Origin of the sequence: Fulvivirga ligni (assembly GCF_021389935.1) — a bacterium.
GTDB lineage: Bacteria > Bacteroidota > Bacteroidia > Cytophagales > Cyclobacteriaceae > Fulvivirga > Fulvivirga ligni.
In genome coordinates this window covers 3,929,884-3,939,980 of sequence record NZ_CP089979.1, presented here as the reverse complement: position 1 = coordinate 3,939,980, position 10,097 = coordinate 3,929,884, and the positions used below count along the sequence as shown (strand labels likewise).

At 39.8% G+C, this 10,097-nt stretch carries 5 protein-coding genes; 3 read left to right on the top strand and 2 right to left on the bottom strand.

Annotation, left to right across the window (positions count from 1 at the left end; genetic code table 11):
• Positions 1 to 92: 92 nt before the first annotated feature.
• Positions 93 to 1,298 carry a DUF763 domain-containing protein gene (locus tag LVD16_RS16720; RefSeq protein WP_233769418.1) on the bottom strand — a complete coding sequence of 402 codons (1,206 nt, stop codon included), beginning with the start codon at positions 1,296 to 1,298 and terminating at the stop codon, positions 93 to 95.
• A gap of 147 nt (positions 1,299 to 1,445) precedes the next feature.
• Between LVD16_RS16720 and LVD16_RS16715 the strand changes: the two genes are divergently transcribed.
• From LVD16_RS16715 to LVD16_RS16705, 3 genes are all read left to right on the top strand, one after another.
• Positions 1,446 to 3,206 (top strand): DEAD/DEAH box helicase, encoded by a 1,761-nt coding sequence (locus LVD16_RS16715; protein WP_233769417.1) that lies wholly within the window; start codon positions 1,446 to 1,448, stop codon positions 3,204 to 3,206.
• A gap of 111 nt (positions 3,207 to 3,317) precedes the next feature.
• Positions 3,318 to 4,328, top strand: coding sequence for an XdhC family protein (locus LVD16_RS16710; RefSeq protein ID WP_233769416.1), 1,011 nt, complete (start codon positions 3,318 to 3,320; stop codon positions 4,326 to 4,328).
• The gene (locus LVD16_RS16705; RefSeq protein WP_233769415.1) at positions 4,321 to 4,911 is read left to right on the top strand and encodes a nucleotidyltransferase family protein; all 591 of its coding nucleotides are present in this window, start codon (positions 4,321 to 4,323) and stop codon (positions 4,909 to 4,911) included. Before LVD16_RS16710 ends, LVD16_RS16705 begins: the two co-directional genes overlap by 8 nt.
• Here the strand turns inward: LVD16_RS16705 and LVD16_RS16700 are convergent.
• Positions 4,898 to 10,063 carry a sensor histidine kinase gene (locus tag LVD16_RS16700; protein ID WP_233769414.1) on the bottom strand — a complete coding sequence of 1,722 codons (5,166 nt, stop codon included), beginning with the start codon at positions 10,061 to 10,063 and terminating at the stop codon, positions 4,898 to 4,900. The two genes, LVD16_RS16705 and LVD16_RS16700, sit on opposite strands and share 14 nt — an antisense overlap.
• Between the last annotated feature and the right edge of the window lie 34 nt (positions 10,064 to 10,097).

The window sequence follows — 10,097 nt, the reverse complement described above, 5'->3', positions numbered from 1 at the left end:
CATTATCAATTAATGCTCAATATGAAAAAGCTATGATTAGCATGGTTATGAATTTATTTATAATCAATCAAGTATAAATAATCATGAAATGCTCATTGGAAGAGATCTAACTGTCCCATCGGAGGCTTAGATTTACCAAAAACTGTTCTTCCTCCGTACTTGTAGGCTTCTCTTCTTTCCTTCTCAATGATCTGGTTAAACCTTGAAGGATCAGGGTTAAATCCTTTTTCCATATCAACACTAATTCTATGGAGGCTTTTTATTGCTTTCTGCTTATCAGAATAACCAATCTTAGCCTTTTCTACTGATGTTTTTAGTGTTTGTATAGTCTCGTCATATACTTTGGTAGGCACAGGAAAAGGATGTCCGTCTTTACCTCCATGCGCAAAAGAAAACCGGGCCGGATCCTGAAAACGGGAGGGCGTACCATGTATAACTTCACTTACTAATGTGAGAGATTGCAAAGTTCTGGGCCCAAGACCTTTCAATAAAAGAAGCTCCTCAAAATTTTTCACATCATGCTCATTAGCAAGTGCCAAAACAGCTCCTAGTCGTTTTAGGTTGACGTCATCACTTTCCAGGTGGTGTCTTCTTGGCATTAAAATTCGTCGGGCTTCTTTCATTGTAAGATCGGAGCGTTCCTTGCTCAATGTCATAATGCCATCTTTGGTACCAGCCGCTTCATTGGCAGTAAGGTTGAGGATAAGACCTTTATTCACGCCGCAAACAGCAGTATGCGGAGACTCCACGAATGATTTCACATTTTTAGAATGCCAATGGTAACGGCGAGCCATACCACTGGTATTATTCATACCTTGCTGCACTACTGACCATTCACCCTCATCTGTTACTATAAAAGAATGTAAGTATAACTGAAAACCATCTTGAATGGCGGTATTATCAACTTTAGCACTAAGCTTACTATGATTCACCATAGCCATGCCGTCTATCCCTGTTCTATCAGCGAGTTGTATTAATTCATCCGGTGTTTGGCGTGAATGCTTGCCTCTGCCACCGCAAATGTAGATTCCTAAATCTTGGGCTACAGGGTTTAAGCTCTTCTTAAGTGCACCCATTACGGAGGTGGTAATTCCAGAAGAATGCCAGTCCATACCCAGCACACAGCCAAAGGATTGAAACCATAAGGGATCGCTCAGTCTTGATAGAAATTCAGACTTACCATATTCATATACAATGGATTCTGTAATAGCTTTTCCCAGGTCTGACATACGCTTAGCAAGCCAGTAGGGCACTTTTCCTCCATGCAATGGCAAATCTGCCGTTCCTGATCGTTTCATAATCCTAAATTACTAAAATAATTAGTAATTAATAATAAATTTAACAGGAATCGATGTGATTTTGCGGAAAATTAAAAATATTGTTCATTATAAACGGATACCCTGTGAAATAAGAGTAGCTTTGTGTTTTATTTAAAAAAATATCAATTGACAAATTTTTCCAATCTCGGACTTTCAGATCCTTTGCTGAAAGTTCTTAATGAACTGAATTTTGAATCACCCACCAAAATTCAGCAACAAGCAATTCCGGTACTTATTAATGAGGGGGATAGTGATTTTATAGGCTTAGCACAAACTGGTACAGGAAAAACCGCTGCTTTTGGCCTTCCATTATTGGAATCAATAGATCCTGCGCGTAAAGAAACACAAGCTGTAGTACTTGCACCAACCAGAGAACTTGGTCAGCAAATAGGGCAGCAGTTGGAATCTTTTTCTAAATACATGGATGGTGTAAACATCGTAACGGTTTACGGTGGAGCCTCTATTCAGGTTCAGATTAAGGCTTTAAAGAAGAAGCCTCAAATAGTTATAGCCACGCCTGGTAGGTTGTTAGATCTACTTAACAGAAAGGCAGTAGACTTAGCGAGTGTTCGTTTTGTAGTGTTAGATGAGGCAGATGAAATGCTTAACATGGGTTTCAGAGAAGACCTTGATCACATCTTATCATATACAGAAGGAGAGAAGGCCACCTGGTTATTCTCTGCTACTATGGCTAAAGAAATTAAGAACATTGTAAAGAAATACATGAATAACCCTAATGAGGTTAAGATTGATTCTGGCAATGTTGTAAATACAAATATTGATCACCAGTATTTTGCGGTTAAAGCGAAAGACAAACCGAATTTACTGCAATACATCATTCAGCTTGAGCCTGACATGAGAGGTATCATCTTTTGCAGAACCAAAAGAGATACACAAAGTCTTACAGAGCAACTTCAAAAAAGAGGTTTACCTGTAGATGCACTTCATGGTGACTTATCTCAGGCCCAGAGAGATCAGGTAATGAAAAGGTTTAAAAACCACACCCTGGAGTTTCTTCTATGTACTGATGTAGCCGCTAGAGGTATTGATGTAAATGACATTACCCATGTTATTCACTATGCACTGCCTGATGATACTGAATACTACACTCACCGTAGTGGTAGAACAGGTAGAGCTGGAAAAACTGGTATCTCATTGGCTTTGGTAAGCTCCTCAGATCAGCGAAAGCTGAACTTTATGCAAAAGAAGCTTAACCTAAAGTTCTCTGAATATACATTACCAAGCCCAGTAGCTGTTGAGAATCAAAAATTGATTACATGGGCTAAGCGTGTAATGGATGTAAAAACTGATGTTCAAGCTATAAAAGACCATCAGTCAGATATTTACGAGCTTTTTAACGAACTTTCTAAAGAAGAACTTATAGATAAACTCCTTACTATAGAGCTGGATAAGTTTGGTATTAGAGATCAAGGTTTTGATGTAGCGGACTTAGATAATGTAAGCCTTGATAGCAGATCAAGCCGTGAGTCTGAGAAAAGTCCTTATAAGAAATTCTTCATCAACATTGGTAAGATGGATGGCTTTAATAAGTCTGATCTTATTGAGTTTGTGATGACATATTCTGAAATTAAGAAAAAGTCTATCGGTGAAATAACTATAGAAGAGAGAAGATCTTATTTTGAAGTATTGAAAGAGGACTTATCTCAAATGGATGGTGCCTTTACTGACTTAATGCTAGACGGCAGAGAGATCAGAGTGAACGCAGCGAACCGCGGTGGCGGCGGTGGTGGCAATGGCGGCGGTAAACGCAGCGATAGAAATGACGGCAGATCGTTCAAGAGAAATGATAGAAAACGTTCATCCGGCAGAGGCGGCGGAGGAGGCGGCGGAAAAGGTCGCAGAAGCGGCGGCGGAAGAAGAAGATAATATAGAAGGTCACTTTAACAGTGGCCTTTTTTTATTTAATGATTTCTGCTCCAAAACATTTAATTTTAATTGCTGTATATACTTACAGTCACAAACATTAAGAAGTCATAAATGACCCACGAGTTTAAAACCATCTTTAACACCGCTATAAGTTATCAATCCAATGGAAAATCCTGCGTTCTAGCTACCGTAGTGCATTTGGAAGGATCTTCCTATAGAAAGCCTGGAGTAAGAATGCTGATCAGTGAAGATGGTGACATGACAGGAGCAGTAAGTGGTGGCTGTGTGGAATCTGAGGTTGTAAGGCAGGCCCAATCAGTTTTTGAAAGCGGCACACCTAAAATGATGACTTATGATGGTAGATATAGATTGGGCTGCGAAGGAATACTTTACATCTTACTAGAAAAGTTAGATTTCATTACAAGCTTGAAGGAAGAACTACAAACAGCATTCTCTAGAAGAAAGCCGTTTATCATTCATTCTGAATACTTGCTGGAAGAAGGCTACCATGAGAATATTGGTTCACATGTAAATATCGATTCTCAAATATTTCCCTTATCCGGCCAGGAATTTAGCCATCAAGAATCTCCTCTCACATTTAGCCAGGAAATGGCACCGCTGTTTCAGTTGATAATTATTGGAGCAGAACATGATGCCGTACAGCTCTGTACTGCAGCTTCATTGTTAGGCTGGGAGGTCACCATCATTGATTCACCTAAAGACCCCAAAGGCCTAATCAATTTTCCAGGAGCCAAGGAAATCATTCATTTAGACCCAACACATGCCTCAGAGCTAACCATAGACGCTGAAACAGCAGTAGTTTTAATGACACACAGCTATTCGCAGGACTTAAAGTTTCTTATGGCTTTACAGGAGAAGCAATTCTTTTATCTAGGTCTGTTAGGAGCGAAGAGAAGAAGAGAAAAGCTTTTCAATGAACTGATAGATCTTAATCCTGAATTAGATACGGATTTCTTAAATGCCATCTTTGGGCCTGCAGGAATAGATATTGGTTCGGTTACTCCACAAGAAATTGCCATTGCCATCATCTCAGAGATTCTAGCCATTAAAAATCATAGGGAAGCATTCTCCTTAAGAAACAAATCAAGGATTCATGCCTAAGATCGGCATCATTATATTAGCCGCCGGTAGCTCCAGCAGAATGGGGAAACCCAAACAACTGCTTCCTCTCGGAAAGGGAAGTATGCTAAGCCATGTGGTTCAAGAATCGCTTAAAAGCCATGCTGCAGAAGTAATTTGTGTTTTGGGAGCCAACAGCACTTTAATCCAGAGTGAAATTAACAGCAGTGCAGTTCGGGTACTGATCAACGATAGCTGGCAGCACGGATTAGGAACCTCGATAGCCTGTGCGGTTGAACACTGCGAGCATCTGGATGCTTTGCTTATCACACTTGGAGATCAACCTCTGGTGGATACCGAGTACTTAAATGATATGATTCGGGAGTTCCGATCTAACAACGATAAAATCATAGCTACGTCATATGACGGACGGCCAGGAGTACCGGCACTCTTCCCGAAAGCATACTTCAAAGACCTTCAGCAACTTACTGGTGATCAAGGAGCTAAAACTATACTCAAGCAAAATGCCCCGGATATTATAATATTAGAGGCCAATGATAAAACCTTTGATGTAGACACCGAAGCAGATTACAACCAACTAAAAGCTGGTTCTAAAACTTCTTGAACTCCACAAAGAAGGTAGCACCTTCACCCTCAGTGCTTTCACACCAGATTTTACCCTCCATAGCTTCAACGTATTTCTTTACAATGGAAAGTCCGAGCCCTGTAGACTGCTCACCAGCAGTAGGCTGAGCTGACAGCTTTTGATAAGGCATAAACAGTCTCTTCATATCTTCCTCACTGATACCAGGACCTTGATCCCTAATGCTCACCAGAACATTCTGATTATGGCCTTTTACATTCACTAAGATAGATTTACCCGATGGTGAAAATTTAAGGGCATTCGATAAGATATTTTCAAACACCTGAATGGTGTAGTTTTTATCCAAGCTAGACAGGTAATTTCCTTCTATATCCAGTTCTAAATTAATTTTCTTTTCATTAGCAGTAAGCTTGAAGTTATTTAGAAGCTTCTGCATCATATCAGAGAGGTTCACCATCTCAAACTTCAGATCAATCTTCTTCGCTTCAATGGCATTCACATCCAGAATCCTGCTAATCATATTCCCTAAACGCTCAGTGCTGTCCAGAACTATGTTTATGAACTCCAGCTGCTCGTTAGATTTATCCTGGGAGGTAAGTTTAATCAGGTTAACCATACCTTTTATCTGATTCAGCGGACTCCTTAAATCATGAGCAACTACACTTATGAGGTGATCTTTTTCATCATTAAGGGCCAACAAATCTTTATTATATTCCTTCAGCACTTCCTGCTGGGCCTTGATTTCTTGCGTTCTCTCTTTCACGGCTTGCTCCATATTCTCATAAAGCAAAGCATTATCTAATGAAACCGCTATCTGCCCAGAAAGCAACTGCAGCATCTCCAGCCGCTTTTGCGTAAATGCACCTGGTATGAGGTTATTTTCCAGATAAATAATTCCTATTAATTCATTTTGCTTAATGATGGGGCTACATAATATGGACTTCACATCATTGCCATGAAAATAAGGATCATTAGAGAACCTGTGTTCCAAAGAAGCATCATCCATTATAATCTCTTCTCTAATTTTACCCGCATACTGGATAATAGAAGATGGCAGGTGATCATAGGTAGCTAATCTCAAGTCCTCAAACACTTCTACCTTTTCTGAACTTGCGTGTCCTTTAGCCCTAATTATCAGATCGTTATCTTTAACGCTAAGTAAATATCCGCTTTGAGCGCCTGCATTTTCCAACACAATTTTTAAGAGTGTTTCCAGAAGTCTATCAAGCTGTATTTTACTGGCTATTGCAGTGGAAGCTTTAAGTATAGACGATAGCTCAAGGTTAGAATAATTGCCGGTGGTAGTACTCAAACTTTCCTCTACATTAATGTGACCGACAGAATTCAAGCTAATGAAAGGATACTGGTCTGAAAGGTTTCTAGCCTTTATTTCAGCACCCCAATGCATGTAGGTATCATGGGCTTTCTTAAGGTATATCTCAAATGGATAGTGTTCTTTGCTGGCTTTACAAAATTCACCCGCCAGCTCGTAACATAAGGCTTCGTCATTTAAGAAACCGTGCTTATTAGCACTTACAATAGCCAGATCATAGAAAAGCTTGGCCTTAGGGTTTTTACCTTTTACTCTCAGAGACTCTGCTGAAAGCAAATAATACATGTGTAGATAGTTATAAGGGCAGCTATCAGACCAGGTCTTTAGTACTTTAACTCCCTCGGTAATCTTTTTACGTGCTTGTTTCTTCTCTTTCTCAGATAAGGTATGAAATCCGGAGCACAATGATATTCCACGATAAAAATGATATTGGGGAACGAAGATAGTGCCCAGTACAGCATTAAGATTTTTATCGAGCAGTGCTATGGATTTGTAGCCATTTTCAAACTTTTTAAACCAAATGGATAAAACCAAAGTATGAAAATCTGCATAGAAAGCTGCGGCGGAATTGTTCGCTCTAAATTTCTCTGTAATGACTTCTGAAGCACTAAATTGATTGCCCTCTAGCACCTCAGGCTTGTTATTTTTGCCAAGCAGGTTTTGAATGACCTGATGGAAAATGCTATGCTGGGTATATAGCAACTCCTGATTAAGCTGCTGTATCTTTTGAGCATGTGCAGCCATTTTATCATCCAGCTTAGATAGCACCTCTCCACTGAAATAGCTATAAAAGCCATTTACCATAAGGGCAGAAGCAGCGAACTCATGATCACCCGTTTCCATACCAATATGGTAGGTATCCATCAGTGGCTTTAATGATTCTTTAAGATCATATTTCCATGGGTGAACAAAGCTGTAGTATACAATAAGCGTTTTAGCTTTAATTGGATCAGGATTATGTCTCTCCAGCAATTCCCTTGTGAGCTCACCATATTTGAGCCCTGCCTTAAAGTTTTTAAGCGCTCCCACCTGAATAATGCCATATCCGCCATAGTTGGGGATAGACTCCATGGAATTACCATATTTGAGCGATAAGTGTATCATCTTAAACACCATCAGCGGGAATAGGGTAGGTGTAGTTCTTGATACAGCAGAACCTACGCTTGCCATAATTTGCATGCTGGCCAGCGCTTTTTGATCAGTCATGGGAGGGAGCGTAAGCAATTGCTTCTTATTCTTTCTGCTCAGCTTGATACTGGTTCTCAAAAGCTCCTTCCCAATCTGAACTGTGGTAGGTTTAGCCGGGAAAATAATATCTAACTGACCTAATACACCCAGCGCGGCATCAACCGCCTTAACTGACTGACCTTGAGCAATATATGCTTGTATTTGTATCTGGTATACTTTTATTTTCTCATGTATATTCTTAGCATGGGCCAATACTTCTATAATGTGCTCTTGCATCACAGACATCTTACCCGTAAGGAAAGCCGTTTCTGCAGCACCCGTGTGAACCGCCAGCGCTAAATCGTAAAACTCAGTCCAAATATCGCCAGTTGATATCTTAAGAGCATGGCGGTAATATTCCAGAGCATTCATGTATGCCGCTGAACTTCTTGCTTCATTTCCCGCCAGGAAATTGAGATTAAGCAAGTCATTGGTTAGCTTCTCTGACCAGGCGTGCTCTATTCCTATATTCCAGTGAAAAACAATATCGAATACACTTACATGATACTTATCCTGGTTGTTATACAGGTATTTGCCAATCTTCCAATGGCGATCAAGTGTCTGGGATGATGATAACGACTCATAAGCACTCTTCTTTATTTTATCATGTGCAAATGAATATTCTATTCCCAGACCGTAGTCTTCGGTATTATTTACCACCTTTTGGTTCACACTGACCTTAATAAAGCCTTTTTCAACAGCATCCCACAAGTAGCTCTTGATGTCTTCTTCACTGGCAGAGTGAATAGATGAGATAATTTTTAGGTTAAAGTATTCATTTAGGCATGACCCTGTTTGCAAGAGATCAAGACATTCTGCCGGTAATTTCTTCAGCTCTGTATGTAAAAGATCGATCACGTTTTTTGTGACCTGCAAACTCTCTATTTCCTTAAGCTTCCAGTCCCATTGCTGCTTCTTTGTATTGAAGAACAGGAAGCCTTCCTGATATATCTTCTGAATGAACTGGTTGACAAAGAAGGCATTACCACCTGTTTTCATGTAAATGACCTGTGCAAGCTTTTCAGCATCAGGGCATTTCTTTGACAGACTATCTACCAGCAAACTTTGCACGTGCTGTGGGCTAAGCACTGATAACTCCAGCTGATCTGTAAATTTGAAATTACCGGAATGAATAGCACTATCCGATTCACTTCTTAAGGTAAGAATAATGAAAAGGTATGGAATAGACGCATCATTGGTAATCTGACTCAGCAAAGTAAGCGATGCCGGATCTGACCATTGCACATCATCTATAAACAATACCAATGGATGAGATGCAGTAGCTACAGCCTTAATAAATTGTCTAAATATGTAGCTAAACCTGTTCTTAGTCTCTTCAGATCCTAGTTTCGGCACTTCGGGCTGTGGCCCTAAAATGTTGACTAATTCAGGAATAACCTCAATGAGCAGTTGAGCTTCTTTACCTACTTCCTCCAGAATGCTTTTCTTCCAGGCTTGTCTTACTTCTTTATCTTCTGCCAGAATGTTATTGACTAACTTCCTGAAGGCATTTTTTATAGCTAAATAGGGCTTGTCTCTATGGAGTTCATCGAACTTACCATAAATAAAATGGCCACTTTTGTCAGAAAACTGTGAGTTTACCTCTATGGCAAGTGCAGATTTACCGCTGCCGGATGGTCCGGAAATTAAGACCACCTGCTTTTCCTTATTATAGGCTTTATGGAAAGCCTGCACCAGCGTATGCAACTCTTTCTCACGGCCATAGAGCTTCTGAGGCCTTGATAGCTGACCAGAAAAGTCAGACATACCAAGAGGGAACCCCTCGATATAACCGTGTTCTGAAAATTGCTTCAAAGCTAATTCCAAGTCTGAACGTAGCCCGTCAGCAGAGTGGTAACGATCATCTTTATCTTTTGAAAGAAGCTTTAAAATGATCTTTGATATGTTATTCGGAACCTCTGTATTCAGCAGATTAACTGGTTCAGGATTCACAGCCAAATGACTATGAATCAATTTCATAGGATCTTTAGTAGGGAAGGGTAGACTACCCGCGCACCATTCATAGAGAACCACACCTAATGAATATAGGTCTGATCTCTTATCGATCTCACGATTCATCCTTCCGGTTTGTTCCGGAGACAAATAGGCCAGATTACCTTCTAGCATTTCCGGGCTATTAGTAAGATCACTGTGCTGATTATATTTACAGGCAATGCCGAAGTCAATGATCCTTAACTCACCAGTTTTATTGATCAGGATATTATGGCTGTTAATATCCTTATGAATAATGTTATGATGGTGAATATCACTTAAGGTCTTGCATATCTCAATGGACACTTTAAGAAAGTCCAGCAAATTGAAAGGACGAGTATTGATATACTCTCTAAGCGTGGCGGCCTCAAAATACTCTAACACTAAAGCCGGGTGGTGATCTATTATGATCTTCTCAATAGGCTTACGAACACCATGAAGGTTTAATGATTTGAGGTAGTTATATTCGTTATGTAGTTGATATTCAGCTGATAATAAAGAACTCTTCTTCTTAGGAATTTTAATAACTACACTTTTTTTATAGTCATTTAACTCACTGAGATAAATAAGAGAATTGCCTCCTTCGGCTATTTTTTTCGAATTTTTAAGAATATTATCCATTATCAACTTCTACCAACCAATAATTTTTTACAAC